Source organism: Streptomyces sp. NBC_00576, from assembly GCF_036345175.1.
Classification (GTDB): Bacteria; Actinomycetota; Actinomycetes; order Streptomycetales; family Streptomycetaceae; genus Streptomyces.
Genome location: NZ_CP107780.1, coordinates 1,038,435 through 1,064,529 on the forward strand (window position 1 = coordinate 1,038,435; position 26,095 = coordinate 1,064,529).

The 26,095-nt window shown below is 70.0% G+C and carries 23 protein-coding genes; 13 read left to right on the forward strand and 10 right to left on the reverse strand.

Going from position 1 to position 26,095, the window contains the following annotated elements; translation table 11 throughout:
• Positions 1–210 precede the first annotated feature (210 nt).
• On the forward strand, positions 211–1,437 hold the full coding sequence (locus OG734_RS04470; protein ID WP_330286145.1) for a lactonase family protein: 1,227 nt from the start codon (positions 211–213) through the stop codon (positions 1,435–1,437).
• An 85-nt stretch (positions 1,438–1,522) separates the two neighbouring features.
• Here OG734_RS04470 and OG734_RS04475 read toward each other — a convergent pair whose 3' ends face one another.
• On the reverse strand, positions 1,523–1,795 hold the full coding sequence (locus tag OG734_RS04475; protein ID WP_330286146.1) for a substrate-binding domain-containing protein: 273 nt from the start codon (positions 1,793–1,795) through the stop codon (positions 1,523–1,525).
• Positions 1,796–2,094: 299 nt separating this feature from the next.
• On the opposite strand from OG734_RS04475, the gene OG734_RS04480 reads away from it, so the two are divergent.
• Entirely contained in the window at positions 2,095–2,703 is a 609-nt protein-coding gene (locus tag OG734_RS04480; RefSeq protein ID WP_330286147.1) for a hypothetical protein, read from the forward strand.
• Between the two features lie 823 nt (positions 2,704–3,526).
• Here the strand turns inward: OG734_RS04480 and OG734_RS04485 are convergent.
• Both OG734_RS04485 and OG734_RS04490 read right to left on the reverse strand, forming a co-directional pair.
• Positions 3,527–5,068: an FG-GAP-like repeat-containing protein gene (locus tag OG734_RS04485; protein ID WP_330286148.1), complete on the reverse strand. Its 1,542-nt coding sequence runs from the start codon at positions 5,066–5,068 to the stop codon at positions 3,527–3,529.
• A gap of 83 nt (positions 5,069–5,151) precedes the next feature.
• On the reverse strand, positions 5,152–5,679 hold the full coding sequence (locus tag OG734_RS04490; RefSeq protein ID WP_330286149.1) for a hypothetical protein: 528 nt from the start codon (positions 5,677–5,679) through the stop codon (positions 5,152–5,154).
• A gap of 552 nt (positions 5,680–6,231) precedes the next feature.
• On the opposite strand from OG734_RS04490, the gene OG734_RS04495 reads away from it, so the two are divergent.
• From OG734_RS04495 to OG734_RS04530, 8 genes are all read left to right on the forward strand, one after another.
• A complete protein-coding gene (locus OG734_RS04495) occupies positions 6,232–9,600 on the forward strand; it encodes an ALF repeat-containing protein (protein ID WP_330286150.1) in 3,369 nt (1,122 codons plus the stop codon).
• Between the two features lie 91 nt (positions 9,601–9,691).
• Positions 9,692–11,080, forward strand: a complete 1,389-nt coding sequence (locus OG734_RS04500) for a NucA/NucB deoxyribonuclease domain-containing protein (protein ID WP_330286151.1) — start codon at positions 9,692–9,694, stop codon at positions 11,078–11,080.
• Between the two features lie 149 nt (positions 11,081–11,229).
• Positions 11,230–11,871, forward strand: coding sequence for a DUF6461 domain-containing protein (locus tag OG734_RS04505; protein WP_330286152.1), 642 nt, complete (start codon positions 11,230–11,232; stop codon positions 11,869–11,871).
• A 154-nt stretch (positions 11,872–12,025) separates the two neighbouring features.
• Positions 12,026–12,460: a ribosomal maturation YjgA family protein gene (locus OG734_RS04510; protein ID WP_443064823.1), complete on the forward strand. Its 435-nt coding sequence runs from the start codon at positions 12,026–12,028 to the stop codon at positions 12,458–12,460.
• Positions 12,461–12,915: 455 nt separating this feature from the next.
• Positions 12,916–13,647, forward strand: a complete 732-nt coding sequence (locus OG734_RS04515) for a FadR/GntR family transcriptional regulator (protein ID WP_330286153.1) — start codon at positions 12,916–12,918, stop codon at positions 13,645–13,647.
• Between the two features lie 116 nt (positions 13,648–13,763).
• Positions 13,764–14,240, forward strand: coding sequence for a MarR family winged helix-turn-helix transcriptional regulator (locus tag OG734_RS04520; protein WP_330286154.1), 477 nt, complete (start codon positions 13,764–13,766; stop codon positions 14,238–14,240).
• Positions 14,237–14,707 (forward strand): MarR family transcriptional regulator, encoded by a 471-nt coding sequence (locus tag OG734_RS04525; protein WP_330286155.1) that lies wholly within the window; start codon positions 14,237–14,239, stop codon positions 14,705–14,707. The genes OG734_RS04520 and OG734_RS04525 overlap by 4 nt, the downstream gene beginning before the upstream one ends.
• A gap of 41 nt (positions 14,708–14,748) precedes the next feature.
• The gene (locus OG734_RS04530; RefSeq protein ID WP_330286156.1) at positions 14,749–15,099 is read left to right on the forward strand and encodes a tetratricopeptide repeat protein; all 351 of its coding nucleotides are present in this window, start codon (positions 14,749–14,751) and stop codon (positions 15,097–15,099) included.
• Positions 15,100–15,192: 93 nt separating this feature from the next.
• On the opposite strand, the gene OG734_RS04535 is transcribed toward OG734_RS04530, so the two are convergent.
• Complete coding sequence (locus tag OG734_RS04535; protein ID WP_330286157.1) at positions 15,193–16,617, reverse strand: PepSY-associated TM helix domain-containing protein; 1,425 nt, start codon at positions 16,615–16,617, stop codon at positions 15,193–15,195.
• A gap of 193 nt (positions 16,618–16,810) precedes the next feature.
• Here OG734_RS04535 and OG734_RS04540 point away from each other — a divergent pair, with 193 nt between their 5' ends.
• Positions 16,811–17,452, forward strand: coding sequence for a peptide deformylase (locus tag OG734_RS04540; RefSeq protein WP_330286158.1), 642 nt, complete (start codon positions 16,811–16,813; stop codon positions 17,450–17,452).
• A 56-nt stretch (positions 17,453–17,508) separates the two neighbouring features.
• On the opposite strand, the gene OG734_RS04545 is transcribed toward OG734_RS04540, so the two are convergent.
• A complete protein-coding gene (locus tag OG734_RS04545) occupies positions 17,509–18,945 on the reverse strand; it encodes a dihydrolipoyl dehydrogenase family protein (protein ID WP_330286159.1) in 1,437 nt (478 codons plus the stop codon).
• Positions 18,946–19,070: 125 nt separating this feature from the next.
• Here OG734_RS04545 and trxA point away from each other — a divergent pair, with 125 nt between their 5' ends.
• A complete protein-coding gene (gene trxA, locus OG734_RS04550; protein ID WP_330286160.1) occupies positions 19,071–19,457 on the forward strand; it encodes a thioredoxin in 387 nt (128 codons plus the stop codon).
• A 26-nt stretch (positions 19,458–19,483) separates the two neighbouring features.
• Here trxA and OG734_RS04555 read toward each other — a convergent pair whose 3' ends face one another.
• The 3 genes from OG734_RS04555 to OG734_RS04565 all read right to left on the reverse strand — a co-directional run bounded on the left by OG734_RS04555 (position 19,484) and on the right by OG734_RS04565 (position 23,190).
• Positions 19,484–20,929, reverse strand: coding sequence for a benzaldehyde dehydrogenase (locus OG734_RS04555; RefSeq protein ID WP_330286161.1), 1,446 nt, complete (start codon positions 20,927–20,929; stop codon positions 19,484–19,486).
• A gap of 224 nt (positions 20,930–21,153) precedes the next feature.
• Positions 21,154–22,188, reverse strand: coding sequence for a LacI family DNA-binding transcriptional regulator (locus OG734_RS04560; protein ID WP_443064824.1), 1,035 nt, complete (start codon positions 22,186–22,188; stop codon positions 21,154–21,156).
• 297 nt (positions 22,189–22,485) lie between these two features.
• On the reverse strand, positions 22,486–23,190 hold the full coding sequence (locus OG734_RS04565; protein ID WP_330286162.1) for a TetR/AcrR family transcriptional regulator: 705 nt from the start codon (positions 23,188–23,190) through the stop codon (positions 22,486–22,488).
• A 118-nt stretch (positions 23,191–23,308) separates the two neighbouring features.
• Here OG734_RS04565 and OG734_RS04570 point away from each other — a divergent pair, with 118 nt between their 5' ends.
• Positions 23,309–23,866 carry an NAD(P)H-dependent oxidoreductase gene (locus tag OG734_RS04570; protein ID WP_330286163.1) on the forward strand — a complete coding sequence of 186 codons (558 nt, stop codon included), beginning with the start codon at positions 23,309–23,311 and terminating at the stop codon, positions 23,864–23,866.
• Positions 23,867–23,960: 94 nt separating this feature from the next.
• On the opposite strand, the gene OG734_RS04575 is transcribed toward OG734_RS04570, so the two are convergent.
• Complete coding sequence (locus tag OG734_RS04575) at positions 23,961–24,842, reverse strand: LLM class F420-dependent oxidoreductase (protein ID WP_330286164.1); 882 nt, start codon at positions 24,840–24,842, stop codon at positions 23,961–23,963.
• Between the two features lie 69 nt (positions 24,843–24,911).
• Complete coding sequence (locus tag OG734_RS04580; protein ID WP_330286165.1) at positions 24,912–25,898, reverse strand: TerC family protein; 987 nt, start codon at positions 25,896–25,898, stop codon at positions 24,912–24,914.
• Positions 25,899–26,095 lie beyond the last annotated feature (197 nt).

The following is a 26,095-nucleotide window of genomic DNA, read 5'->3' on the forward strand; positions in this document are numbered from 1 at the left end:
ATCGTCCGCAGGGGCCTTCTCACCGCTGGATGAGCGGCAAGGGTGCAGGCGAGCCGCAGGCCGGACCGTCCTCGGGCTCTCCGGGGCGAACGGAAGTTCTTACGAGAAGCTGACGCGGGACCGAAACATCTTCATCCCACCCGCCCCACAGGCAACTCTGACTCTGCATGTCACCGACCGGCGGTGGCGGCGAAGTACGAGGAGTCAGGCGTGAGCAAGCACACCAGGCGCAGGTCGAAGTCACAGGTCCGGATGACCATCGCCGGGGCCGGCATCCTCGCGTCGGCGGCGGTCGCGACCACGGTGGCCATCGCCTCGGCGGGGGAGGTCCCCCGCGCACACGAAGGCGCGACGACGAAGAGCGCCAAGGCGGGAGCCGACCACGCCGTCTTCGTACAGGGCAACGAGCTCGCCGGGAACACCATCCACGTCTTCAAGCGCGGCGAGGACGGAAAGCTCACCGCCTCAGGCACCTACGCGACCGGCGGCAAGGGCGGGGACCAGGTCGACGCACCCACCGACTCCCTCGCCTCCCAGGGCTCACTCGTCTACGACCGCGGCTCGCATCTGCTGCTGGCAGTCAACGCGGGCAGCGGCACCGTGACCTCGTTCCGGGTTGAGGGACAGAAACTGACGGACCGGCGGGTGGTGCACTCGGGTGGGGACTTCCCCTCGTCCATCGCTGTGTCCGGCAACCTCGCCTACGTCATGAACGCGGGCGGCGCGGGCAGCGTCCAGGGCTTCAGGATCACGGCCACCGGACTCAAGCCGCTGAGCGGGTCGTATCGCTCCCTGGGACTGAAGAACGACAAGGTGCCGTTGTTCAGCAGCTCGCCGGGCCAGGTCGCGTTCACGCCGGGGGGCCGTGAGCTGGTCGTCACCACGAAGTCGGCCAACACCATCGAGGTGTTCCCAATGCGGCGCGACGGACGTCCCGCACACCGGGCGAAGGTCAACGACTCGGCCGGCGGCGTGCCGTTCGCGATCACCTTCGACAAGGCGGGCCGGATGCTGGTGGCCGAGGCCGAGAAGTCGACGGTCAGCACGTACAAGGTGCGCGCCGACGGAACCCTCAAGGTCGTCCAGCAGCCCCTGGCCAACGGCCAGAACACGCTGTGCTGGCTGGAGCGCGCCGGTGACTTCTTCTACGGCGGCAACACCGGCAACTCGACCGTCACCGGCTACCGCACCGACCGGCACGGCAGGCTCGCGCTCACCAACGAGGTCGGCATCGCCACCCCGCCGTCAGCCATGTCCCAGGGCGTCATCGACCTGGCGGTGACACAGGACGAGAAGTTCCTGTACGTGCAGAACGGGACCTCCGGCACCGTCGACGGCTTCCGCATCGGCAGGAACGGCTCCCTCACCAAGGTCACCACGGCCACGGGACTGCCCCCCTTCGCCGAATCCGGCATGGAGGGCATAGCCGCGGTGTAAAGAAGCTGCCACCGCGGCCCAGCGCCCTGGAGACTCCTCTCCAGGGCGCCGAACCCGTTCGGACGTAGCACGGCTCGCCCCGTCGTCAGCGGAGGCCCGCCGCTGTCCGGTACGACGAGCTCGGTGGCGGCCTCGGCCCGTGCAGTCCGGACTGCAGCTGCGGCACCATGCAGGCGGCGAGCGCCGTCATGTCGGCGAGCGGCGTGGGCACAGTCGTCAGACGCGGAGTCACCCAGTCCGCGAAGGGCAGATCGTCGAAGCCGACCACGCTGACGTCGTCCGAAATGCGCGGCCCGAGCGACGCGGCCGCGCGACAGGTACCCAGCATCTGATGGTTGCTGCCGGCGAAGACCGCCATCGTGCGGGCGGCGACACCAGCAGCTCCAGAGCCTGCTGGTGGGCGGGGCAGTGGGTGAAGTCGTCGTAGCGCACAAGGCCCGGATCACATGGGACCCCGGCGTCTTCCAACGGCGAGCGGAGGATGCCGGGCCGCCACCGGTCCTCTGCTCCGGCCTCGCCGCAGGATCGGCGAGGCCGGTGTCGCGTCGGAGGGGATCACCCCGGCGGGCGCTTTCCAGGGTTGAGTGGCACCACGCAAGATCTTACGAAGTCCTTACGCAGCCGTCTCAGGTGACGTAACGCGCCTACGATCGCGGCGTGTTGACCATCCGAAACATCACCCTCGCTACTGTCGCGCCCCTTGTGCTGGCTGCGGCGGGCGCCGCGCACCCGCATGGCCTGTCCAGGGCGACAGCCACGGACTGGACACAGTTGCACATCGCACTGCTGCCGATCTTTCCGCTGCTTACGCTCGGCCTCCTCGTCCCTCTGTGGCACCGCCCCCGAACAGACCTCGCCGGCTTCGCCACGGTGGTGGCCTGGGCGAGTGCGTTCACCTACGCGGCCTTCTACACCGGTCTCGACGCGGTGGCCGGTATCGCGGCGGGAACCGCGGTCGAGCACGCTGCCGGGACAGCGAACATAGGACCGATCAAGTACCCGCTCTACGACACGGGTGAGTCGCTCGGGCAGGTCGGCGCCTACGCCCTCATCGTCGCTGTCGTAGCCACGGCCGTCGCGCTCTTCCCGAAACACGGGGTGCGAGTCGTTCCCGGCACGGTGGTCCTCCTGGTGGCCGGCTGGTCCTTCACGGACAGCCACATCTTCTGGCCCCGCGGCGTATGGACGATGCTCGGTTTCGCGCTGGGCTTCGCTCTGCTCGCCGCCGCGTCCAGAAGGAGCGAATCCGTTCCGCGCCGCGCCTGAGCGGACGGGACTTCCTCCCCACCCCGTCGCCCTCTTCCTGTTGAGCTGTCCGGTTGGTCTGCTCGGGTACTGTCGCTTCCGCCTCCGAGCGACAGAGAAGCAACTTGCCCCGGGTGGAACGGATGCCGCCGATCTGGGAGCCGTCGAAGGCGCGTTGGTTGCGCACCGGGCTGATGCGCGTGCCACCCTCGCCCGCATGCGCGTCAGGGGCGGCGAAGGCTGCTTTCACCGGCTGGCCGTGCCCCTCCCAGCCCAGTCCCAGCCGACCTCACGACGACCAGTAGAACTCAAGTGCTCCGGTGGAGCTTCGTCGTCGCGCGCGCTCTCACACAGCCCTCACCAACTGTGCCGACTTCCCCGGACCGAGGTGCCCTGACCTGCATAGAAGTGGCGGTTCCCGTAGAGCACCATCCCGTCTGGGATGTCCACCTCACCCGCTGCCCTGACCCGAGCCGGCAGAAGAACATCGCGGTACTCTCCCGGCTTCCGGTGCTTGAGAGCCCCGTATTGTCGGGTGGCCAAGACGGCCTGTTCAGCAACCCGATACACGTCGTCGGCCACAATGTTGTTGAGGTTCACTGCCGCCGCCTCGCCGTTGCGCAGACCACAACCGCTCATCAAATCAACGATCAAATGCCGGGCCCAGAAGACGTTACCGGTACGGCTGTTGACGGGCAGCGGAGCGGGGGGCGGTGCCGCTGGAGCCAGTGGTGATGTTCAGAACAGCCGTGTCGCCGGTGCCGGCGTTGACGGTGGATCCGGGCAGGATCTCCCCCGCACCTCGAGAGGGGAGCGGGGAAGAATCGGAGATCATCCCCGCCGCTCAGATGATGCGGTACGGTCCCCATCCGGTGCCGGCCTGGTAGCGGGTGCCGAGGGTGTCAATGCCGGCCTTCCCGGTGCCGGGGTAGACCCACAACGTGCCGTCGGACGCCTGCCGGGTCAGTACATCGGTGCGCCCGTCACTGTTGAAGTCCCCGGTGCGGGTGACGTCCTGGGTCTGCCAGCTCCTGCCGACCTGGTAGCGGGTGCCGAAGGTGCCCATGCCCGGCTTCCCGGTGCCGGGGTACACCCACAACGTGCCGTCGGACGCCTGACGGGACAACACATCGGTGCGCCCGTCATTGTTGAGGTCGCCGGTGGTGATGGCGTCCTGGCTCTTCCAGCCGGTGCCGACCTGGTAGCGGGTGCCGAGGGTGTCAATGCCGGCCTTCCCGGTGCCGGGGTAGACCCACAATGTGCCGTCGGACGCCTGACGGGTCAGAACATCGGCGAGCCCGTCACTGTTGAAGTCCCCGGTGCGGGTGACGTCCTGGGTCTGCCAGCTCCTGCCGACCTGGTAGCGGGTGCCGAAGGTCTCCATGCCCGGCTTCCCGGTGCCGGGGTACACCCACAACGTGCCGTCGGACGCCTGACGGGACAGGAGGTCACCGATGCCGTCGTTGTTGAGGTCGCCGGTGGTGACCGCGTTCTGGCTCTGCCAGCCGACGCCGGCCTGGAAGCGGGTGCCGAGGGTGCTGCCGCTCGCGTTTCCGGTGCCGGGGTAGATCCACAGAACGCCGTCGTCCTTGATGGCCGCGAGGTCGGCCTTGCCGTCACCGGTGAGGTCGTCCGGATTGCGGGAGGTGGCGTGGTCGACCCAGCCGCTGATGTCGTCAACACGGGTGTCGATGGCACCAGTACGGGTTTCGGCGGGATCGTTGCCGAGACATCCGCCTTGCCAGGAGCGGGAGTTGATGGCGACGAGTTCCGTGGTGCCGTTGACGGTGCGCAGGGCGGGACCGCCGGCGTCGCCCTTGCAGACGGTCGCGGTGTCGGAGCCGTTGAGGTCCACTGTCGTGTCCGTGGTGGAGGCGACGGTGAACGTGCCGGTGTGAAGCTTGTCGGGCACCCATTCGGTCTTGGTGCGTCCGAATCCCGCCTTCACCAGCTCCTCACCCGCAGCGGCGGGCGTGGTCGCCAACCGGACGGGTGTGATGCTCGGATCGGTGATCCTGGCGGCGAGTTTGACGAGCACCAGATCCCGGTCCGCATGCGGGACGAGTCGGATGGCCGACAGGACGCTGCCGCTGGTCTGGGTCAGGTCGGTGCGGCCGACGGTGACGGTGGTGGTGATGGCGGGCTTGCCTGCGGGGGGTTTGCCGTCCGCGGCGAAGCAGGTGGCCGCGGTCAGGACCCACTGCGGGGCGATGAGGGTGCCGGAGCAGGCGCTCTGTTCACCGACGTTGATTTTCGCGACGTAGTTCAGCTGTGCCGGGGCGTCGGCTCCGGTGAGTGCGGTGGCGGGGGCGGCGCTCAGCATGACGGGGGCCGCGAGCAGGGCAGCGGCCAACGCGGAGAGACGGGGGCGTCTGGCGAGGTACATGAACGTGGATTCCTAGCACGAGGGCCGCGCGTCCTGTGGGCACCGGACCGCGGGGCGGTGAGCATGTCGGTGTTGACCTGCGGTTACTTGGAGGACCTGATCTCGACGAGCATGTGATCGCGGCCCTCTGCGTCCGCGGCCTCACCCACCGCGGTCCAGGCGTTCTTGGTGATGTCGAACGACTTCTCCTCGGTACCTACGGTCATGTCGACGGCGGTCGTGTAGTCGTTGCCCTTGATCGCGTAGACCGCGGGGATCTCCAGGGTCAGCCAGCCGGAGTCGCCCACCACCTTGAAGCAGATCTTGTCCACCTTGTTGCGGGCCAGGATCTCCAGGAGGCCGGTGCCACCCGCACAGTCGGCCAGGGTGATGTGCCCGTCGCCGCGCTTGAGGAGGATGTTCTTCTCGGCCAGGATCTTGTCCGCCTGCGGGTAGCTGAAATCCTCCACCGCATAACCGGGGGCGTCGTCCGCGACCAGTGCGGTGGGGCCCGGCTGCTGCGACGCCCCGCCGGGGATGCCCGTGGTCGCCGTGATCCAAGCCAGGGCGCCGACCGCGGCCGCACCCAGTGCGAGCCGCGCAAGCCGCTTGCGCCGCGGCTTCACGGACATTCTTCCGTATTCCTTCATTGCATCCCCCAGTTCGTCATGACGGCCGGATGTCCATCACCGGACTCGAATTCGGGTGCACAGGAACGCGATATCGACATCGCCCTGTCGGGTATGCCCCAACTCCCTTGGGAAACAGTTCCCTTACCTCTCGAAACGAGAGGCCCCCTGTCTCGGTGATCGTCATCCGCTTTGCCATACCAACATGAAGTCACCTTCAGGTCGAGTGCATAAAACCACGCATACCGCAGCAATCCTCGTGCATTATTCGTGATCTCCGTCACCCTCCATAAAGGTTGTACGGAAGATTGTGAGGGACATGTAAACGATCCCTGATGATCAGTCAGAAGTTCTAGTTTCAACGGGCCTTGAAGATTCCGACTCCTCAACTGGCTTCTCTTGTATGAGCAGTTGATATGGTCCGGCACTACAAGGAGCGCCGCCTACGCGCTACTTCGCATCCATTGGCATTCCATCCCGTGGGCACGTCGAAAACAGCCCTGCCAATGAGATCCAACATGTCCTGTCAACAGCGCACACGAGGACAACTCTCTTATGCAGACAATTTTCTGGAGCCGGCGCCGCGTGCTTGGTGCGCTCGCCGCCGCCACCGCCGTAGCGTCCACGCCCTCGGTGCTCCTCCCCCCGGTCGCCGCCGCGGCGGAGGGCACGGCGCCCGACCCGGTCCCGCTGCCGGACACCGAGCGGGCGAAGGTGGTCAAAGCCTGGATATCTGGCGGAAGAGGCGTCAAAGCCGCAGCCGCCACGGCCCTGTTCGGCTCCGACAGCGAGATCCAGACCTTCCTGGCCGAAACGCTGCCGTACCAGACCGTGCAGGACAACCGCGTCGCCATCATCAGCAGCCTGGACCGCGCGGGCAAGGGCCTGCGCCGTGAGGCGGTCGCCGCCCTCGACAACGGTGACGCCGCCATCGCCGCCTTCCTGAAAGACGGTTTCAAACCCGCCATCCTCGAGGACCTCCGGGTGGCCACCACCATCGTGTCGGGCACCGGCGACAAGGCGGTCCAGCGAGACGGCACCGCCGCCCTGAACGCCGACACCCAGCCGACCCTGATCACGTTCCTCACCGACACCCAGTACAACGCGCGTCTGGAGGACGCCCGGTCCCAGGTCACCACCATGCTGCTGCAGGCCGGCCCTGAGGTGCGCAAGTACGCCGACCGTGCCCTCAGCGGCACCGCGTCCGACGTGGAGTGGTTCATCGAGACCGGGCAGCACATCGCCCGTGCCCGGGACCAGGAGTCAGCGACGATCGAGGAGCTGGTCGCTGTCGTCGTGCGAGAGGGCAAGCGCGCCGAACAGCAGACAAACCTGGCCGTCGAGGCCTCCGCGCGCGCCCAGACCGCCGCGGAGAAGGCGAAGGAGGCGGCGGAGAAGGCAGCCGCGGAGGCCACCGCCGCCAAGGATGATGTGCAGAAGTCCGGGGCGGCGGCCCGCAAAGCGGCATCTGCCGCGAAGGGCGCGGCGGATGCCGCCCGTAACGCCATCAACGCCTCGAACGCCGCTGTGACGGCGTCCCGCCGCGCCTCCTGGGCCGCCACCGGCGCCGCCCAGGCCGCCGCCAACGCCGGCAGTGCCGCGGCTCGCGCCTACAATGCCGCGATCGGTGCCTCCAAGGACGCCGGCAAGGCCGAGGCCGCCAAGAACGCCGCGGTCGCCGCCCGCAACGCCGCGGCGAAGGCGCGTACCGCGGCCAAGGCGGCCGACCAGGCCGCCGTCGCCGGAACCAGGGCCGCCGCCGCCGGTTCCGCCGCCGCCTCCGCCGCACGCAACGCGGCCGCCGCCGCGAACGCCGCCGCCCAGGCCGGCGCTGCCGCCGGCGCCGCACAGTCGGAGGCCGCGGAGGCCAAGCGCCAGGCCGCGATCGCGTCCAGCGCCGCGAACCGGGCCACCAATGCCGCCTCCACCGCCCAGACCCTCGCCACCACCGCGGCCGCGGCCGCCCGCACCGCCCGGGATGCCGCCAACTCCGCGGCGGACCACGCCGACAAGGCGGCGGCCGCCGCCGAGGAGGCCGTGAAGTACGCGGGCAAGGCCGTCGACTACGCCAACAGGTCCACCGCCGCCGCGGCGGCGGCCGTGCTGGCCGCCAACACGGCCACCAAGGCTGTCTCGGACGCCATCCTGGTGGAGCAGAACGCGCGCAACGCCGAGGCGGAAACCCTCGAGCAGGACAAGCTGCAGGCCATCGAGGAGGTCAGGCTGCTCGCCGAGATCGAGACGAAGGAGCTGACTGCCTATCAGAGCAAGGTCGCCCAGGCCCAGCAGATCGATCAGGCGACCAAGGATCTGATCACCAAGGCCGAGCAGGCGCTGGCGGCGAACGACATGGAGCTCGCGGCGGTCCAGGGGCGCCAGGCGGCCGTCGCCCTGCTCAGCTCCAGGGGTGCCTGGACCCGCCAGGCGGCCCAGTTCGCCCTCTCCGGCACGGACGACGACGTGTACGCCTGGATCGACCTCGACCGGATCCTGGCCCAGGGACAGGACGACCGGGAGACCACGCTCCACGTGGCCACGATCGCCGCCCCCAAGATCGCCGAAGCGGCCCAGGGTGCCCTGGAGAGCCCCGATTCCAAGGCGGTCGGCGACTTCCTCACCAGTGGCATGAAGAAGGCCTCCGACGAGGACAACCGGGCGGCGATCGGTCGCATCCTGGCCTCGAACCCCGGCAAGGCCGTCACCGCCGCGGCGAACAAGGCACTCGACCTCAACACCACCGAAGCGCTGCAGAAGTTCTTCGACCACGACTACCCCGAGGCGATACGGGAGGACGACGCGGTCCTCACCCTCACGCTGATGAACACCGGAGGTGCCTTCACCAAGGCGTACGCCGAGGTGGCCATGGAGGGGCCCACCTGGATGCGCCGCAACTTCGTCACCCTGGTGCAGTTCCGGACGGCTCGGCTCGACCACGACACCGCCACCCATGTCGCCGCGATCCGCGGCGCCATCGCGGCCGCGGCGAAGATCGCCGAGAAGGCGCAGGAGAACGCCGCCCTGGCATCGAAGGCCGCCGCCGACGCCCGTAACGCCGCCGCCGAAGCCAAGGAGTGGGCGGCCAAGGCACTCGACTCCGCAGCCAAGGCCGACAACTATGCCGACGAGGCCAACCGGAACGCGGACGCGGCCGACAAGTCCGCGGCCGACGCCAAGGCGTCCGCGAACAAGGCGAGCGCGGCGGCGTCGACCGCCCGCGGTGCCGCCCGCTCCGCGAACTACTCGGCGAACAAGGCGATGGACTCCGCCCGCGCCGCCCTCAAGTCGTCGTACAGCGCCCAGGCTTCGGCCGCCGCCGCCCGCGCTTCCGAGATCGCGGCGGGCAAGGACGCGGCGACGGCGGCGGCTGCGGCCAGCCAGGCCAAGCAGATCGCCGCGGCCAAGCGGGCGGCCGAGGTCAAGGCGGCTGCCGAGGCGGCTCTCGAGGAGGCCCGCCGTCAGCGGGAGGCCAAGATCAACCCGGCCGACAAGGACACCAACGACCAGATCAACCCCAACGGCACCGGCGCGGACGCCGACGAGTGGTGGAACGACGCCGGCTGGTACGCCGACGCGTTCAACGCGATCAGCGTCGGCGCCGGGTTCCTGGCCGCGGGCTGCGCCCTCGCCACCTTCGTGTTCCCCCCGGCGGCTTTGGCGGCTGGCTTCTTCTCCTCGGTCTCGATGGGCGCCGGCGCCCTCGGCACCCTCTTCACCGGCATCGAATACGGCTTCTCCAGCGGCGAGTTCATCGAATCCGCCATCGGCACCGGCCTGAGCCTGGTCACCTTCGGCCAGTCCAAGTGGGTCGGTGCCGCGGACAAGGCGCTCGGCGGCAAGATCATCAAACCCGTCGTCGGCAAGATCGCCGACGTTGGCGAGGACGTCGTGTCGGGGGCCACCAAGGCCCTGTCCTCCATCTTCTGAGCCGCTCGGCACAGACGGATTCGCGTCCGGCGGCCGGGCGGTGGCCCGGCCGCCCCATCTCTTCCTGCCCCCACCACACCAGAGAGAAGTCATGACCTCATCACGCATCAGATGGGTGCTGCCCGCTCTAATGCTCACCGTGGCCCTCACCGCGACCGGTACCGCCGACGCGGCCGACGGCCAGGCCGCACCAGCCCGTACGTCTCTCACCGGGGCGGCGGACAAGACCGCGGACAGTAGTTCCACCGCTCCCGCCACGACCTTGCAAAGCGCCGCCTTCGCCGCCGAGGACTCCTGCTACCGGCTCCCCGCCGCTGCCCGCGCGACGGTGCCCGACGCCGTCACCGCGTGTGTGAGCGTGGACAGCGGTACGGGGACCGCGACCCGTACGAAGACCGGTGCTCCCGCCCCGGCAGCCGCTGCCCTCGCTGCCGACGACCCGGCGGGTGACGGCCTCGGGACGGAGTTCGAGCCGGACGCCGACGACCCCGAGCCGCCCGCGCCCTCGTGTGTGCTGACAAGTCCGGGAAACTGGAGCTGGAGCCGCACCGGCGGCCTGTGCCTGAACGGCGCCGAGGTCACGTACACGCTCTTCGACGCGAACGGCAAGACCATCGGAACCGGCCTCATCCAGGTCAACTCCACACTCGCCACCTCCTACAAGTCCCTCGACCTCAACGAGACGATCACCGCCAAGTTGGTCCGGGTCACCGGCGATGTGAAGAGTCTCGTGGTGAAAATGCAGGTGGGCTGCGGTGCCGGCTGCACGACGGTGACGAAGCAGCCGTGGTACGGCGCCCCCGAGATGACACCCGGTGCGGAAAGGACCGGAAAGACCAAGTACAGCGGCGACGCCTTCGCGGCGAACACCACCCGTTCCTCTTTCCGGACCAGCTACAAGATGTACGTGACGATGCCCGGTGCGGTCCCGGTCGACCCCAGCGCCTCCTGGTCCAGCCCCGCGACCGGCGAGATCCGCTGCGACAAGGAGCAGCCCCGGCTGCGCGGCTGCGTCATACCCACCGACGACATCCCGGTGTTGAGCTACTCGAAGGCGCATGAGAAGTACGGAATCGTCGTGCCCATCTACGAAGAGATCATGCAGCGCCGTGGCACCGACATCCTGCACGCGGTCAATCAGACCAAGGCGAACGCCAATCGCGCCTCCACCTGTACCCCCTTCACCAACCTGTACCCAGGGGAGACCGGCAAGGACAGCTGCGACGAGTTCCCGCCCGCCAGCACGGCCGAGGGCGGTCAGGACGGCAACCTGTGCGCCGAACTGACCCCTCAGGTCGTGAACGGCCTGTGGTCCGCCCCGGCGACCTGGCCCACCCGGCCGGCCTCGGGCAACGAGACCTGCCTGCGGCTCCACATCACCCAGCGCGCCAACAGCTCGGCGGGCGGAGTCCTCGGCTCTCTTCGCAAGTACCAGCGCCTCGTGGACGGTGACCCGTTCCGCATCGAGTTCACGGCATAGGACCCCGCAGGGCGTCCCGCCCCGTAACCGGTCCCGCTGCGTGAACCAGGCATCATGAACCGGGCTCCCCGCCGCGCCTCGCTCGCTGCGGGGAGCCCGGAAGGCTCAACCCCGGCAGGTGAGCCGGGCGTGAATGACGGAGGCAGAACATGGCGGCAGGCACGGACGTGCGTTCGCTCGACTGGGCGACGGCCTGGATGTGCGTCACTTTCACCCGAGGGCTGGGCCCCGAGGAGGTGTTCGCCCGGTACGGGGCCGATCCGGAGCAGGCACGTCCGCTCGATGCGGACGAGGCCTCGGATCTTCCCTCGGGCGACTCCGGCGACGGAGCGGTCTCGCTGCTGCGGTCCGGGAGGCTCGGCGACTGGGCCTTCTGTGTGGAGGAGGACGGTGTCGTCGGATCCTGGAACGAACCGCTGGCGGAGCTGTCCCGCGGCACCGAGACATACAGCGTGCTGACCACCGAAGGACTGGACGTCTTCCAGTACTGGCGCGACGGCGAGTGCGTCGAGAACTTCGAGCCCGGCATGGAGCACACCCGGCCCGAGCGGACCGAACCCTGGTGGGACCGGGTGGAAGCGGCGCTCGCCGCGCACGAGGGTGAGGACATCGGGATGGCGCCGGTGGTGGCCCTGGTCCTCGACCACCTCGGCATCGCCTTGGACGACACCGCCCTCGCCGGGCCCTGGCCCAGTCTGACGCTCGCCGAGGACGACGCACCGTCGGCACCGCGGGGCGACACCTATGCGGGCGAGGGACCGGTTCCGCCCCAGCCGCCGCTCGGAGGATGAGCGCGGTTCACCTTGCACTCCACGCCGGTTCGGCTCGCGGGTATTTCGGGCCTCCGAGTTGAACTCGACCGGCGACAGGGCGTGGAACTGCAGCAACAGGGCCTCACTGCAATCCAGTTGGTACCGCAACTGAAACGTCCGGCAGTATGCCCCTGTGCCCCTCGTCCCCGGAACCGATAACCGCGCCGTCGAACCGGCACGGATCCGTCTGGTGGCGGTCGGGGCCGCGGTGGTGACCGTAGGGGCGGGGCTGGGACTCCGGGCGGTGGCCACGGGAAGCCTGGCCAAGTACGGCGGAGACGCGCTGTACACCGTCCTGCTTCTCACCCTTGTCGTTCTGGTCGCGCCACGAGTGACGCCCCTGACGGCCGCCGCAAGCGCACTGGCCCTCAGTTGGGGCGTCGAGTTCCTGCAGCTCAGCGAGATGACGGCGGAGCTCTCCCGGCGCAGCGCCGTCACCCGCCTCGTGCTCGGTTCCACCTTCAATCCACCCGACCTGTTCTGGTACGCGGTCGGCGCGGCAGCGGGCTGGCTCGTCCACACCGCGGTGGGCCCCTACCCGGCACCTCGGCGTACAGGGCCCAGTTGATCGGACCGCGCGCAGCCTGACGAAGGCGTTGGGCCGGTTACCAGGCTGCCGAGCGGCGGACAGACTGACCTGCGGAAACAGTGGCGAGGTCGAACAGGGAAGTCCGAGTCGCCGGTCCCGGCCGTTCGGGACCGGCGCGCCTTCGGGCTCGTGTTCGTCGCGCGAGGGCTACTACTGGGCCGGGAAGGCCCACAGCAGGTCGGTGCCGCTGCCGTACGTCCACTGCCTGGCGCTGGAGCCCGGGTCGACGTTGCCGCCGCCACGATGGTCTTTCCGTACAATCACCTCAGTATCATCAACGTCACCCTCGGCATGCGGAGCCACCCCGAGCAGGTGGCACGTACCGCGGAACTCCGCCGCGGGCACATCCCCGAAGGTCTCTGGGACGATCTTCGTACCCAGGAACCGATCAGGTCTGACGTGCCCGCGGAGAGCGGTCATGGAAGGAGTTCGCGTTGTCTCTGACGGACAAGGCCATCGAGCAGATCCGTGAGCTGATCCGCACCGGCGCTCTGCCCCCGGGATCGAAGCTCCCGCCGGAGCCGGAACTGGCCGCCCAGCTCGGCCTGTCCCGCAACCTCGCCCGCGAGGCGGTCAAGGCCCTGTCCGTCGCGCGGATCCTGGAGGTCCGCCGAGGCGACGGCACATATGTGACCAGCCTGGAGCCGAGGTTGCTCTTCGAGGGCCTCGGCGGGGCGGTGGAACTGCTCCAGGGGGACTCGGCCGCCCTGCAGGACCTCATGGAGGTACGCAGGCTCCTCGAACCGATGGCCACCGCACTGGCCGCCACCCGGATCTCCGACGAGCAGCTCGCCGAGGTCAAAGGCCACCTGGACGCCATGCGGGACGCCCGCGACGACGTCGAACGGCTCAACGCCCACGACGCGGCCTTCCACCGCGCCGTCGTCTCGGCGACGGGCAACGACACGCTGCTCACCCTCCTGGAGGCCATCTCCGGCCGTACGCTGCGCGCCCGTATCTGGCGTGGTCTGGTCGACGCCCAGGCCGCGGGGCGCACCCTCGCCGAACACGAGGCGATCTACCGGGCACTGAGCACCCGGGACGCCTCTCTCAGCCAGGCCGCCGCGCTGCTGCACGTGAGCAGCACCGAGCAGGGGCTGAGAGAACACCTGGCAGCCGCCCCCCTCCCCTACCAAGTGCCGGCAACGGACGCCATCAGGACCTGACCGCCACCGCCGACGACGAGCGGAAGAGCGGACCAGGGGCACCGCCCCGGCTGCCGCTTCCGGCAGCTCGCACTATTTAGTAGCCATGGACATAGTAGCCATGTACTGTATTCGCCATGAGTTCTACATCCGAGGACGCGACCCCCGGCTATCTGGTCTGGCGCCTGTCGACGAAGTGGCGCGTGGCCGTCGACCGGGCGGTCGCCCCCCTGGGGTTGACCCACGCGCAGTACGCCCTGGTCGCGTCGTTGTACGGCATGCGGCGCGCCGGTCTGCGCCCCAGTCAGCGTCGGCTCGCCGACCACACCGGTCTCGAACCGCTCTACGTGTCGAAGCTCGCCCGCGCCCTGGAGACCGCCGGCCTGCTCGAACGCGCCCGGGACCCGCAGGACCCGCGCGCGGTGCAACTGGCCCTCACCGAAGAGGGCAGCGAGGTCACCCGGCGCGCGATCAAGGTCGTACAGGGACTGTTGCAACAGTTGCTGGAGCCCCTCGGAGGCCTGGACAGCGAGCGCGCCCGGGACTTCACCCGTGACCTGGCACTACTGCTCGACACCCCTCTCCACGCCGACCCCGAGAAGGAGCCGTCATGAGCACACCCACCGCACCCACCGCACCCACGCTCAACCCCCGCGTCATAGCCCTCGCCCACTACGCCGGGCGAGCTGTCCTCGAGAACGTGCTGGCCCGGCACGGCGCCACCTTCCAGCAGTCGGTGACGCTCAGGCTCGTCGCCGTCGCGAACGGGCCCGTCGGCCGCGAGTGGCTTGTCGGCGAGGTCGTCGACGCGCTGAAGATCGGCAAGGCCGACGTGCTCGCGGTCATCGAAGAACTCGTCGAGGCTCGGCTGCTGACGGCCGAGTCCGCCCTTCTCACCATCACGGACTCCGGACGCGAGCTGTACCGCACCACGAGCGCCGAGACCGCCCCGGTCTCCGCGCGGATCTACGCCGGTATCCCGGCCGGGGATCTGGCCGTCGCAGGCCGGGTGCTGTCGCTGATCAACGAGCGGGCGAACGCGGAGCTGGCCGCCCTGGGGGGCCGGCACGGCGCGGAATGATTGACCGCCTCGGCCGGTTAGCCCCTCCGAAGGAGGCACGAGTGGAGACCACGACGCACACGTACTACGACCACGGAACGGCTTCGGAGCGCTGGGAGCGGGCCGGACTGTTCTTCGACGCCAAGGACTACGCCGGCGCGGCGCGTGTTCTGGGCGGGCTGGTCGAGGAGGTGCCGGAACAGACCGCACCCCGGCTGCTGCTGGCCCGCGCCTACTACCACTCGGCCCAACTGCAGCGCGCGGAAGCCGAATTGCGCATCCTCGTCGAGCGCGACCCGGTCGAGCAGTACGCCCGGCTGCTGCTCGGACGCACACTCCAGCGTCAGGGCCGCCACGAGGAGGCCGCACCGCACATGAAGCTCGCCTCGGCCCTCGCGGGCGACTTCGAGTAGAGCTCCGTACGACGGACGGACACGCAGAAGCACAGACGCACAACACGGCCCGGCTCCCCGGTCAACGGGAGCCGGGCCGTCTCGTACCGCCTGCTACTTGGCGCCGACCCGCTCCCCGTACGTCCGGTTGCCGCGCCGGTGGTCGATCTCGCCCAGGATCACGTCGACGGCGACGAAGGCGGCCAGCGGAATGCCGAGCAGCGGAACGAAGTAGCCCACGACGGCCACGCCCGCCATCAGCACCACGAGGAGCAGCGGGGGCACCTGCTGCCAGGCGCCGCGCGGAATCGGGCGGCCGAAGGCGGAGGCCCGGCCGCGCAGCCACCACATGCGGTACCCCCACAGGATGAGCAGGACCAGACAGAGCGCGAGGGCCATCAGCGCGAGCTGGTTGACGAACCCGAACAGGAGCCCGGTGTGGGCGTCGATGCCCCAGCGGGTCAGCTTCGCGAGCACCGGGTAGTCCGCGAACCGCAGGACGTCGAGGACCTCGCCGGTCGAGGGATCCACGGCGACCGCGTCCTGCTTGGTCGGCCAGCTGCGCTGGGTCTGCTTCACGACGTACGCGGAGGACTCGTCGGCGGGCGGGACGATCTCGACGGGGTCGCCCAGGCCTTCGGCGCGGGCCGCGGCCAGCACCTTGTCGAGGCCGACGCCGTGCTCGGTGGTGCTCCCGGCACCGGCCGCCGCGTCATGGCCCGTGTGCTCGCCGCCCGCCGCGGCCGAGACCGACGGGGTGGACTGGCCGAGGGAGGTGCGCAGGACGTCGATGTTGGCGCCCGCGTACGTCGACCAGGTCAGACCGGTGGCGGAGAGGAAGATGAAGCCGGCCGAGGCCCAGACGCCGACGGTGCCGTGCAGACCGAGGGTGCGGCGCCGTCCAGTGGTGCCGCGTACCTTGCGCTGCGTACGGCGGCGGGCGAACCACAGCACCAGGCCGCCACCCGCGATCACCCACAGCCAGCTCGCGGCGAGTTCGCTGTAGAGGCGGCCGTTCTCGCCGAGGTGCAGATTGCGGTGGAACTCGCTGATCCAGGTACGCAGCGGCAGCGCGCCCGACGACCCGTACTGTTCGAGCGCGCCCTCGACCTTCGCGGTGTACGGGTCGACGAACACGGCGAGCGTGTGCCCCTCGCCGACACCGGGGACGCCGGACAGCATGACCCTCGTCGTGGCGTCGTCCTCGGGCGAGGGGCGCACGGCCGCGACAGTGCCCTGGGGATGGGCCTTGCGGGCAGCGGCCACCTGCTCGGAGATCGGCAGCTTGGTGTCTCCTACGGAGACAGTGAGTTCGTCGGCGTAGATGACCTTCTCGGCCTGGAACGACGCCGCGTACAGAAAGCCGGTCAGCGCGGCGACCAGCAGGAACGGGGCGACGAGGAGGCCCGCGTAGAAGTGCAGCCGCAGGACGAGCGGGCGGAGCGTGGCGGCTGCGGACGGTTTCGCCGGAGCGGAGGGTTTCGACGCGTCCGGTGAATCCGGGGATTCGTCCGTCGTGGTCGTGGGAGCGATGGACATCGGCGGGCTTCTCCGGTGGGCTGGGGACGGTGAGCGGGGAAGACGGCTGTGGGGGGTGAACGGCTGCGGGCGGGTACGGCTGTGGGGACGGTCCAGTAGTCGGATCGCGGGGCCGTCGAGTTCCCGGCCTTTCAAGTGGCGTACGTCACACAAGGGAACGGCGGTTGTCAGAGGCGCGTGACATCCTGGCGCCATGGCAACTCCCCATGACCCGAGCACCCTTGCCGACCGGGTCGAGCGACTCCTCGCCCTCGGCGGCCCTTTGCCGATCGTCGCCGCCGGCGATCCGGTGCTGCGCCGTGCCGCCGTGCCCTTCGACGGGCAGCTCGGCCCGGAGCTGCTGACCCGCTTCGTCGAGGCGCTGCGCGAGACGATGCGCGCCGCTCCGGGCGTCGGTCTGGCGGCCCCGCAGGTCGGCGTGGGGCTGCGGATCGCGGTCATCGAGGACCCGGCGCCGGTGCCGGAGGAGGTGCGGGTGGTGCGCGGGCGCGTGCCGCTGCCGTTCCGGGTGCTGGTGAATCCGTCGTACGAGGCGGTCGGCGCCGAGCGGGCCGCGTTCTTCGAGGGCTGTCTGAGCGTGCCGGGCTGGCAGGCGGTGGTGTCCCGGCCCGCGGCGGTGCGGCTCACGGGCCAGGACGAGTACGGGCGGGCGGTGGACGAGGTGTTCACGGGGTGGCCGGCCCGGATCGTCCAGCACGAGACGGACCATCTGGACGGTGCCCTCTATCTCGACCGCGCCGAGCTGCGCTCGCTGTCCTCCAGCGCGGCCATGGCGGAGCGGTGGGCCCAGCCGACCCCGGTGGAGGCGGCCAAGGAGCTGGGTTTCCCCCTCTGACCGCTCCTGCGACCACCCGCCCCTTCTGCTGACCGCCTCCGCCCGAGTTCCGGTTCCTACTTCCCGTCCCGGAACGCCTCCAGCAGCCGCAGCCAGACCTCGCTGATCGTCGGATACGACGGCACCGCGTGCCACAGCCGTCCCAGCGGCACCTCTCCGGCGACGGCGATGGTCGCCGAGTGAATCAGCTCTCCCACGCCGGGGCCCACGAAGGTCACGCCGAGCAGGGTCTCGCGGTCCAGGTCGACGACCATGCGGGCGCGCCCCCGGTAGCCGTCGGCGTACAGGCCGGCGCCCGCCACGGAGGAGAACTCCACGTCGACCGCGCGCACCCGGCGGCCCGCCTGCTCCGCCTCGGCGAGGGAGAGGCCGACGGCCGCCGCCTCCGGGTCGGTGAAGACGACCTGCGGGACGGCGCCGTGGTCGGCGGTGGCCGAGTGGGCGCCCCAGGGGTCGGTCTCCAGGAGTGGTACTCCGGCCGCGCGGGCGGCGATGGCGGCGCCCGCGATCCGGGCCTGGTACTTGCCCTGGTGGGTGAGGAGGGCCCGGTGGTTGACGTCGCCGACCGCGTACAGCCACTCACTGCCGGTGACCCGCAGGCTGTCGTCGACCGGCAGCCAGGAGCCCGGCTCCAGGCCGACGGTGTCGAGCCCGATGTCGTCGGTGCGCGGGGCGCGTCCGGTGGCGAAGAGGATCTCGTCGGCCTCGATCCGGTCGCCGGTGCCCGTGACCGCCACGACGGTGCCGTTCTCCCTGGTCACCGACTGGACCGACGTACCGGTGCGAACGTCCGTGCCCGCCTCCGCCAGCGCCTCGGCGACCAGTTCGCCCGCGAACGGCTCCATGCGGGGCAGCAGGCCCTTGCCTCGGACGAGCAGCGTCACCTTCGAACCGAGCGCCTGCCAGGCCGTGGCCATCTCGACGGCGACGACCCCGCCGCCGACCACGATCAGGCTGCCGGGCACCGACTTGGCGCTGGTCGCCTCCCGGCTCGTCCAGGGCCCGACCTCCGCGAGGCCCGGCAGGTCGGGCAGTTGGGCGCTGGTGCCCGTGCACACGGCGACCGCGTGCCGGGCGGTCAGCGTCCGCGTCGAGCCGTCCTCGCCCGTCACCGTCACCGTGCGCGGCCCGGCCAGGCGTCCCTCGCCGCGGTAGAGGTCGGCGCCGATGCTCTCCAGCCAGCCGAGCTGGCCGTCGTCCTGCCAGTTCGAGGTCTCGTAGTCGCGGTGGGCGAGGACCGCTTCGGCGTCCAGGGGGCCTTGGACGAGGTGGCGCAGGCCGGGTACTCGGCGGGCGTCGGCGCGGGCGATGACCGGGCGCAGCAGGGCTTTGCTGGGCATGCAGGCCCAGTAGGAACACTCGCCGCCGACCAGTTCGCTCTCCACGATCGCGGTGGAGAGACCGGCCGCGCGGGTGCGGTCGGCCACGTTCTCCCCCACGGGTCCGGCACCGAGCACCACGACGTCGTACACGTTGGTTTCCGTTTCCGTCATGGGGTCAGTCTGGTAGGTGGTGTGGGCCGTGGCGACACGGGTACGTGCGCGGAATAGGCAGTGGCCGGGCCGTGTTGTGCCAGCGCCACCGGTAACGACCCGACAGCAGGAAGAGGAATCAGGTCATGAGCAGCACCGTGGAGCTCACCAAGGAGAACTTCGACCAGACGGTCACGGAGAACGGGTTCGTGCTGATCGACTTCTGGGCGTCCTGGTGCGGGCCGTGCCGTCAGTTCGCCCCGGTGTACGAGAAGGCCGCAGAGGAGAACCCGGATCTGGTGTTCGGCAAGATCGACACGGAGGCGCAGCCGGAGCTGGCTCAGGCCTTCGGTATCCAGTCGATCCCGACGCTGATGATCGTCCGGGACCAGGTCGCCGTGTTCGCGCAGCCGGGCGCCCTGCCCGAGGCCGCCCTGACGGACGTCATCGGGCAGGCCCGGAAGCTGGACATGGACGAGGTCCGCAAGTCGGTCGCCGCGCAGCAGGCCGAGCAGGCCCAGCAGAGCGAGTAGCCCCGCCGGGCCCGTCGCGGGTCCCGCTAGAACGGGTACGGGGCGACATCTCCACGTACCGTCGTCCAGCGCACGTCGGTGAAGGCCTCCAGGTTGGACTCACCGCCGAACCGGGCACCGGTGCCGGAGGCGGCGACTCCACCGAAGGGGGCCACGGCCTCGTCGTTGACCGTCTGGTCGTTGATGTGGACGATCCCGGTCGGGATGCGGTCGGCGAGGTCGAGGCCGCGTGAGGTGTCGCGGGTGACGATGCCGAGGGAGAGCCCGTAGGGGCCGGCCGCGGCGAGGGCGGCGGCCTCGTCGGGGGTGGTGAAGGGGCGTACGGGCGCGACGGGGCCGAAGACCTCCTCCGCGTAGGCAGGAGTCCGGTCGTCGACGTCGGCGAGGACCGTCGGCCGGTAGAAGAGGTCCTCGTGCGTGCCGCCCGCCGCGAGCTTGGCGCCGTTCGCCGTGCTGGCCTCCACCAGACCGTGGATCTTGGCGAGTTGGGAACCGTCGATGATCGGACCGAGGTGGACCTGCGCGCGGTACGGGTCGCCGACGGCGAGGGAGTCGGCCTTGGCGGCGAGCCGCTCGACGTACTCCCCGTACAGCGACTGGTGGACGAGGTGACGGCCGGTCGTCATGCAGATCTGGCCCTGGTGGAAGAAGGAGCCCCAGGCGGCGGTGGAGATGACCGCGTCGAGGTCGGCGTCCTCCAGGACGATCAGGGCGGAGTTGCCGCCGAGTTCGAGGTGGGCGCGCTTGAGGTGGCGGCCGGCCGCCTCGCCGACGGCCCGGCCGGCCGCCGTGGAGCCGGTGAAGGAGATGACGGGCACCAGCGGGTCGGCGACCAGTGCCTGGCCGGCGTCCGGGCCGCCCGGCAGGATGTGCAGCAGGTCCTCGGGCAGACCTGCCTCGGCGAAGACCGCGGCCAGGGCGAGCCCGCCGCAGACCGCCGTGCGCGGGTCGGGCTTCAGGACGACCGCGTTGCCGAGCGCGAGGGCCGGGGCGACGGAGCGGATGGAGAGGATCAGCGGGGCGTTGAACGGCGAGATGACGCCGACCACCCCTACGGGTACCCGCCTCGTGTAGGACAGCCGGGGCGCCTCGGAGGGCAGCACCTGCCCGGCCGGGCGGGAGGCGAGCGCGGCGGCCTCGTAGCACTCCTGGGCGGCGACGTGGAGTTCGAACTCGGCCTTGCCGGGTATGGAACCGGACTCGCGGACGATCCAGTCACGCAGTTCGTCGGCGTGCGCGGAAAAGAGGTCCCCCGCCTTGCGGAGCACTCCGGCACGGACGAAGTGCGGGGTACGTGCCCAAGCCATCTGGGCCGTACGGGCGGCCTGCGCGGCCGGTCCGACGTCCTCGCCGGTGGCGAGCACGACCGTGCCGAGTGCCTCGCCGGTGGCGGGCTCGGTGACGACGTACTCGGGGCCCGAGAGGGGACGGTTGGCGCTGGACTGCCAGGTCTTGGGGTCGAGCAACGGCATTGCGGCTCTCCGATCAGTCACCGGCGGGACGCGCGCAGCGAACGCGAGTCCCGTGTGGTTCGCGGCCGTTCGTCAGCCGCGGGGCGGGATGCGGTGATCCGGCGCACGGCGAAGCAGCACGCGGCGTCCGGTGGTCGACGGCATCCCCACTGGTTGAGCGTGCAACATCCTAGTCACGCCGTACGGGAACCGCGCCGCCGAAGTCGCCGCGCACGGACGGCGGTTCAGCTGGAGTCGCGGTGGACGAGCGTCGCTCCGTGGACGTGATGGGTCTCGGTGTCGGCACCGGGGTTGCGCACCGCGCGGTCGACGAGTTCCGCGAGATCCCGTCCGGCCGGGAGTTCGATGTGCACCGTGCTCAGTCTGGGTCGCAGCAGCCGGCCGAGGACGAGGTCGTCCGCGCCGACCAGCGCCGTGTCGTCCGGGACGGTGACGCCGGCGTCCTGCAGGGCCCGCATCAGGAGCATCGCGTACTCGTCGTTGAACGCGAAGACGCCGTCCAGGCCGAGTTCGGGCCAGCGGCCGGCGAGGCGGGCCGCGGACTCCTCCTCGTACGCGAGCGGCAGCACGGTCACCGAGGCGTCCGTGCCCTCCACCGCGCTGCGCACCCCGTCGAGGCGGGGCTTGGAGAAGACCTTCAGGCCGTGCTCCTCGGGCACGACGACCCCGATCCGGCGGCGGCCACGGGCGTACAGGTGCGCGCCCGCGGCGCGGCCGACGCCCATGTGGTCGACGAGCAGGCTGTGCGCGCCCTCGATGCGCTCGGAACCGAGGGTGACGACTGCCCGGGCGCCGGAGCGCTTGAGGACGGCCACACCCTCCGGTCCGATCCCGCCGACGGGTACGAGAACGGCGGCGGGCCGCAGTTCGGCCCAGGCTCGGGCGGCCTCGTCACCGCGCAGCCCGACGGAGGCGTACTGGACGACGGTGTAGTCGAGGCGGCTGAGCGCCCACTGGAGTTCGTTGATGAACTGGCTGTAGAGCGGGCCGATCGGCATGCTCGGGGCGGGCATCAGGACCAGACGGCTGTGTCCGGCCCGCAGGCTGCGGGCCGCCGCGTGCGGAACGTACCCGAGTTCCTTCGCGGCCTCGTGGACGCGACGGCGGGTGGGTTCACTGATCCGGACGGCACTGGTGTTGTTGAGGACGTAGGAGACGGTTGCGCGCGAGACGCCGGCCAGGCGTGCCACATCCGCGCTCGTGGGCACGGAGCGCGGCTGGGGTACCGCCGGGGCGGCCGAATTCGGTATCTGCACCATGACGTACGGCATCTTTGCAGAAGCTCGGGGCATGGTTCGGTCCGGGGGAACTTCGCAATCGACCCGATAGCAAAGGCGGTTGACGAAAGCGCTTCAGGAAAGTGCTCTGTTGAAGCGCTTCATAAAGATCATTTCCGGTTGCCCCCGGCCTGCTGGACAACAGGTTTGCCGCCCCACCGCGCACAGCCGGGCACTGAATGCGCTTTCCGGACAGCCGCAGCCAAGTCCCGGACCGGTTCCACCGGTCGACCACCCGCGCACCGGAGTACGGCCGACGCAATTGGCCGAAACTCGCGCTCAATGCGAAGGCGCACCGCCCGCGACCCGGTCGACGAGGTCGATCCAGCCCGCCTCCAGCCGCGCCGGCGCCATCCCGCACTGCTTGGTCAGGTGATGAATGAGGGCCGGATCCAGATATCCGATCAGCGTTTTCGCGAGGAGTTCGCAGTCGGCGTCCGGAATCGCCTGCCGCAGCAGCATGGTGACGTGGCCGGACCGGACCATGCGGGGTGCGGATGCGAAGCGGCGGCCCGGTTCACCCTCGGCGGCCAGCTGCAGTTCCAGTTCGTCGACGGTCCGGCGCAGCACCGCGACCCCGAACGCGCGCAGCCGCTCCACGGGCGGCGCCCCCGGTCCGAGCGGCGGCGGGCCGGTCAGGAAGCCGGCCTGGAGGTTCTTCTCCGAGTGGTCGAGCAGCGCCATCAACAGGCCGGTGCGGTCCCCGAAGCGCCGGAACACGGTCCCCTTGCCCACCTGCGCCGCGGTGGCCACCGCTTCCATGGTCACGCCGGCCACGCCGTACTGCTCCACCAGGCGCGCGGCGGCCTCCAGCAGGCGGGCGCGATTGCGGGCCGCGTCGGCGCGCAGACACGGCTCGTCGGCTTCGGCATCGGAGCCGATGCCGATGCTGGTGCTGGTGCTGGTGCTGGTGCCCAGCTCCAGGAGCAGGGGCTCGTCGGTCCGCCGCTGGGGCTTCGGGAGGGGCGGCAGGGTGTCGGACATGAAGTCAGCGTAACGCCTCGGAAGAAAACTGGACCGCGGTCCGTTTCGCTGGTACAACTCTAAGCGGACCTCGGTCCGGATCGTGACGACAATGTTTCAACCCTCTGTGGAGTCCCCAATGTCTGTTCGTATCCTTGCCCTCGTCGGCAGCCTTCGCGCCGGTTCCACCAACCGCCAGCTCGCGGAGGCGGCGGTGAAGCACGCCCCGGAGGGCGCAGAGGTCGTGCTGTTCGAAGGCCTCGCCGACGTCCCCTTCTACAACGAGGACATCGACGTGGAGGGCAGCCTCCCGGCCGCCGCCGTCGCGCTGCGCGAGGCCGCCAACTCGGCCGACGCGCTGCTGCTCTTCTCGCCCGAGTACAACGGCACGATTCCGGCCGTCCTGAAGAACGCCATCGACTGGCTGTCCCGCCCGTACGGCGCCGGCGCCCTCACCGACAAGCCGGTCGCCGTGGTCGGCACCGCGTACGGCCAGTTCGGCGGCGTCTGGGCGCAGGACGAGGCCCGCAAGGCCGCGGGCATCGCCGGTGCCAAGGTTCTCGACGTAAAGCTCGCCATCCCCGGCTCGCTGGTCCGTTTCGCCGAGACGCACCCCTCCGACGATGCCGAGGTCGCCGCGCAGCTGGCCGAGGTCATCGGCCTGGTCCACGGCGAGGCCACGTCCGCCGCCGCCTGATCGATGTACGCATGATCGCCGTACGCATGATCGTCGCATGCATGACGGAGGGCCGAAGCCGCACAGGCTCCGGCCCTCTTCCGGTCCTCCGGCCTCAGCCCAGCTCGGCCGCGCGCCGCACCGCCGGGGCCATGAACTCCTCGATCCAGGCCGCCGGCTCGCCCGTGCGCGGCCCCAGCATCACCGTCTCGATGCCGAACTTCGCGTAGCCCTCGATGTCCCGGACGAAGCCGTCGACGTCGTTCTCGGCCGGCGCGTCGCCCATGTAGAGAAGCGTCCTGGTGATGTCGTCGTACGGGCGTCCCACACTGTCGCAGTGGCCGCGCAGGACGTCGAGCTTGTGCCCGACCTCCTCCGGGGTGCTGGCGAACAGGTTGCAGGCGTCCGCGTACTGGGCGACCAGACGCAGGGTCTTGCGCTCACCGCCACCGCCGATCATGATCTCCGGGCGCGGCGAACTGACGGGCGCCGGGACGCAGAGGGTCTCGGCGAGCCGGTAGTGCGTGCCCTCGAAGGGCCCGTTGTTGTCCGGGTCCCACATCTGGAGGCAGATCCGCAGGGTCTCCTCCAGCCGCTCGAACCGCTCGGCGGTCGCCGGGTACGGCACCCCGAGACCCTCGTGCTCCCGGTCGTACCAGGCCGCCCCGATGCCGAGGGTGGCCCGGCCGCCGGAGAGGACGTCCAGCGTGGTGGCGATCTTGGCGAGCAGTCCGGGGTGGCGGTAGGTGACGCCGGTCACGAGCGCGCCGAGGCGGACCGTGGAGGTGTGGGCGGCGAGGAAGCCGAGGGTGGTGTAGGCCTCCAGCATGGGATCCTCGGCGCCGCCGTTGAACTCCATCTGGAAGTAGTGGTCCATGACCGTGAGCCGGTGGACGCCCGCCGCCTCGGCCGCGGCACCGGCCGCCGCCAGCTCGGCGCCGAGCGCGGGGCCCCCTCCGGGGTGGTTGAACCGATTGATGTGCACGCCGAGCCGCATGTCCGTCTCCGATCGCCTTCGTCCAGCGGTGTTCCAGGAGCGACGCTAGTTCTTGGAGCGCGCACGAAGTCAAGCCTGAGTCTGGGTCTCCTCGGCCCCGGCCCCCTCGGCCTCCTCCTGCTTCTTCGAGGCCCGCAGGCTCGTCATGGTCGTGACGGCCAGTACGAGGACGATGAAGCCGAGGGAGAAGGGGATGGAGATCTCCGGTACGTGGACGCCGGACTCGTGCAGCGCGTGCAGGACCAGTTTCACGCCGATGAAGCCGAGGATGATCGACAGACCGTAGCTGAGGTGCACGAGCTTCTTCAGCAGGCCGCCGATGAGGAAGTACAGCTGGCGCAGGCCCATCAGGGCGAAGGCGTTGGCGGTGAAGACGATGTACGGGTCCTGGGTCAGCCCGTAGATGGCGGGGATGGAGTCGAGCGCGAACAGCACGTCCGTGGAGCCGATCGCGAGCATGACGACCATCATCGGCGTCATGATCCGCTTGCCGTTCTCCACGATGAACAGCTTGGTGCCGTGGTACCGGTCCGCGACGCCGAACTTGCGTTCGGCCATCTTGAGCAGCTTGTTCTCCTCGTACTCGTCCTCGTGCGAGCCCGCCTTGGCGTCCTGGACGAGCTTCCAGGCGGTCCAGATGAGGAAGGCGCCGAAGAGATAGAACACCCACGAGAACGTGGAGATGATCGCCGCGCCCGCCGCGATGAACCCGGCCCGCAGCACCAGGGCGACCAGGACGCCGACCATCAGCACCCGCTGCTGGTACTGCGAGGGCACCGCGAACTTGCCCATGATCAGGACGAAGACGAAGAGGTTGTCGACGCTCAGCGACTTCTCGGTGATGTACCCGGCGAAGAACTCACCGGTGGGCTTGGTCCCGCCGTAGATCAGCAGCCCGAGCCCGAACAGACAGGCGAGGACGACCCACACCACCGTCCAGGTGCCCGCCTCCTTCAGCGACACGTCGTGCGGCTTGCGGCCGATGAAGAAGTCGACGGCGACGAGGACGCACAGGGCTACGACAGTCAGGGACCAGACGGCGAATGAGACGTTCACAGGGACTCCAGAGGAAGAATGTGCCACTGGCAGCGTTGTCATCGCCGGTGATCACTTCCACCCCGGAGGGGTGAACAACGGTTCATTACCTGGCAAAATCCCGAGGTCACCGGTACGGGTGCCATTGCGGCCGGGGCCGCACAGGCCGGACGCGCCGCCAAACGGCGGGCAAGTCCCGCCGTACGGCGGCGTGCCGG

Coding starts and splice junctions, on each gene's coding strand:
- OG734_RS04475 (WP_330286146.1), bottom strand. CDS start 1,795: ATGGCGGTCTTCGCCGGCAGCAACCATCAGATGCTGGGTACCTGTCGC.
- OG734_RS04485 (WP_330286148.1), bottom strand. CDS start 5,068: ATGTACCTCGCCAGACGCCCCCGTCTCTCCGCGTTGGCCGCTGCCCTG.
- OG734_RS04490 (WP_330286149.1), bottom strand. CDS start 5,679: ATGTCCGTGAAGCCGCGGCGCAAGCGGCTTGCGCGGCTCGCACTGGGT.
- OG734_RS04495 (WP_330286150.1), top strand. CDS start 6,232: ATGCAGACAATTTTCTGGAGCCGGCGCCGCGTGCTTGGTGCGCTCGCC.
- OG734_RS04500 (WP_330286151.1), top strand. CDS start 9,692: ATGACCTCATCACGCATCAGATGGGTGCTGCCCGCTCTAATGCTCACC.
- OG734_RS04505 (WP_330286152.1), top strand. CDS start 11,230: ATGGCGGCAGGCACGGACGTGCGTTCGCTCGACTGGGCGACGGCCTGG.
- OG734_RS04520 (WP_330286154.1), top strand. CDS start 13,764: ATGAGTTCTACATCCGAGGACGCGACCCCCGGCTATCTGGTCTGGCGC.
- OG734_RS04525 (WP_330286155.1), top strand. CDS start 14,237: ATGAGCACACCCACCGCACCCACCGCACCCACGCTCAACCCCCGCGTC.
- OG734_RS04535 (WP_330286157.1), bottom strand. CDS start 16,617: ATGTCCATCGCTCCCACGACCACGACGGACGAATCCCCGGATTCACCG.
- OG734_RS04540 (WP_330286158.1), top strand. CDS start 16,811: ATGGCAACTCCCCATGACCCGAGCACCCTTGCCGACCGGGTCGAGCGA.
- OG734_RS04545 (WP_330286159.1), bottom strand. CDS start 18,945: ATGACGGAAACGGAAACCAACGTGTACGACGTCGTGGTGCTCGGTGCC.
- trxA (WP_330286160.1), top strand. CDS start 19,071: ATGAGCAGCACCGTGGAGCTCACCAAGGAGAACTTCGACCAGACGGTC.
- OG734_RS04555 (WP_330286161.1), bottom strand. CDS start 20,929: ATGCCGTTGCTCGACCCCAAGACCTGGCAGTCCAGCGCCAACCGTCCC.
- OG734_RS04560 (WP_443064824.1), bottom strand. CDS start 22,188: ATGGTGCAGATACCGAATTCGGCCGCCCCGGCGGTACCCCAGCCGCGC.
- OG734_RS04565 (WP_330286162.1), bottom strand. CDS start 23,190: ATGTCCGACACCCTGCCGCCCCTCCCGAAGCCCCAGCGGCGGACCGAC.
- OG734_RS04570 (WP_330286163.1), top strand. CDS start 23,309: ATGTCTGTTCGTATCCTTGCCCTCGTCGGCAGCCTTCGCGCCGGTTCC.
- OG734_RS04575 (WP_330286164.1), bottom strand. CDS start 24,842: ATGCGGCTCGGCGTGCACATCAATCGGTTCAACCACCCCGGAGGGGGC.